The 1,531-nt window shown below is 46.2% G+C and carries 2 tRNA genes and 1 rRNA gene; all 3 read right to left on the bottom strand.

From position 1 onward, the window contains the following. Positions 1 to 170: 170 nt before the first annotated feature. Positions 171 to 244: transfer RNA gene (locus H4K33_RS16255), tRNA-Ala, on the bottom strand. Positions 245 to 322: 78 nt separating this feature from the next. Further along, a tRNA-Ile gene (locus tag H4K33_RS16260) sits at positions 323 to 396 on the bottom strand. Positions 397 to 466: 70 nt separating this feature from the next. Continuing rightward, positions 467 to 1,531: ribosomal RNA gene (locus tag H4K33_RS16265) — 16S ribosomal RNA — on the bottom strand; the annotation flags it as partial.

The following is a 1,531-nucleotide window of genomic DNA, read 5'->3' on the forward strand; positions in this document are numbered from 1 at the left end:
TCGCCTCTGAGAGCCTAGGCATTCCCCATACGCCCTTATTTTGCTTATGTGCTTACAATTCTTTCGAATCGTACTTTCTATAAAATTTTTGTTTAAATAATAATATTATTACTATCTAACTGTATTTGTCGTTACAATATGTCAATGATCGTTTTGTCCTTTCGAACTCGTGGAGAATATCGGAGTCGAACCGATGACCTCCTGCGTGCAAGGCAGGCGCTCTAGCCAGCTGAGCTAATCCCCCGTTTAAGTTTACAGTTAACCGTGAACTGTCGTTTTTACGGTTAGCGCAACCTCTAGAATTTCCTTTTGTAATACTGAGTAGTCCCGGGCAGACTCGAACTGCCGACCCCTACATTATCAGTGTAGTACTCTAACCAGCTGAGCTACGAGACTCTGTATATTACTTATCTTTTATTTGAACAAACAGCGAGAGTAAAATAAACCAACTCCTTTTTTTCTCTAGAAAGGAGGTGTTCCAGCCGCACCTTCCGGTACGGCTACCTTGTTACGACTTAGCCCCAGTCACTAGTTTTACCCTAGGCAGCTCCTTGCGGCGACCGACTTCAGGTACCCCCAGCTTCCATGGCTTGACGGGCGGTGTGTACAAGGCCCGGGAACGTATTCACCGGATCATGGCTGATATCCGATTACTAGCGATTCCAGCTTCATAGAGTCGAGTTGCAGACTCCAATCCGAACTGAGACCAGCTTTTGAGATTCGCATCCAGTTGCCTGGTAGCTGCTTTCTGTACTGGCCATTGTAGCACGTGTGTAGCCCAAGACGTAAGGGCCGTGATGATTTGACGTCATCCCCACCTTCCTCACGGTTTGCACCGGCAGTCTTGCTAGAGTTCCCGACATTACTCGTTGGCAACTAACAATAGGGGTTGCGCTCGTTATAGGACTTAACCTGACACCTCACGGCACGAGCTGACGACAACCATGCAGCACCTTGTAAATTGTCCGAAGAAAAGTCTATCTCTAAACCTGTCAATCTACATTTAAGCCTTGGTAAGGTTCCTCGCGTATCATCGAATTAAACCACATGCTCCACCGCTTGTGCGGGCCCCCGTCAATTCCTTTGAGTTTCATTCTTGCGAACGTACTCCCCAGGTGGGATACTTATCACTTTCGCTTAGCCACTCAATCCGAAGACCGAACAGCTAGTATCCATCGTTTACGGCGTGGACTACCAGGGTATCTAATCCTGTTCGCTACCCACGCTTTCGTTCATCAGCGTCAATAAGTACGTAGTAATCTGCCTTCGCAATTGGTATTCCATGTAATATCTAAGCATTTCACCGCTACACTACATATTCTAATTACTTCCATACTATTCAAGTTTAGCAGTATCAACGGCAATTTTACAGTTAAGCTGCAAGATTTCACCACTGACTTACTAAACCGCCTACGAACCCTTTAAACCCAATAATTCCGGATAACGCTCGGATCCTCCGTATTACCGCGGCTGCTGGCACGGAGTTAGCCGATCCTTATTCTTACGGTACCGTCAAATAATTACACGTAAT

The sequence above is a fragment of the Myroides sp. WP-1 genome (assembly GCF_014145635.1).
GTDB lineage: Bacteria > Bacteroidota > Bacteroidia > Flavobacteriales > Flavobacteriaceae > Flavobacterium.